The organism is Dyadobacter sp. OTU695 (assembly GCF_038440355.1).
Lineage (GTDB): Bacteria > Bacteroidota > Bacteroidia > Cytophagales > Spirosomataceae > Dyadobacter.
Genome location: NZ_JASATN010000113.1, coordinates 1 through 245, shown reverse-complemented (window position 1 = coordinate 245; position 245 = coordinate 1). Strand labels below are relative to the sequence as shown.

Genomic DNA, 245 nt, shown 5'->3' with positions numbered 1-245 from the left:
AGGTTTCTCGCGCCAACGTAAACGGTATAGCCTTCATCAGCAAGTGATTTAGCGATCTGGTATCCCACGCCTGCATTTGCTCCTGTAACCAGTGCCACTTTCATTGTTTCTGTCTGCATATTATTTTAAATTTTTACACAGCAAATTTCCGCGATCGTGACAAGGCGCTTGTAGCCGAAACAGGAAATGTTGTAGCCGAATTGAGGGTGCATTCCGTACCGATCTACTATCATTGAAAAGCAGGA

Annotated in this window: 1 protein-coding gene; it reads right to left on the bottom strand. The window is 44.5% G+C overall.

The genetic code is table 11. The annotated features are described in order from the left end of the window. A partial coding sequence (locus AAHB90_RS32685; RefSeq protein WP_342089519.1) for an SDR family NAD(P)-dependent oxidoreductase occupies positions 1–104 on the bottom strand: 104 nt, incomplete at its 3' end. Positions 105–245 lie beyond the last annotated feature (141 nt).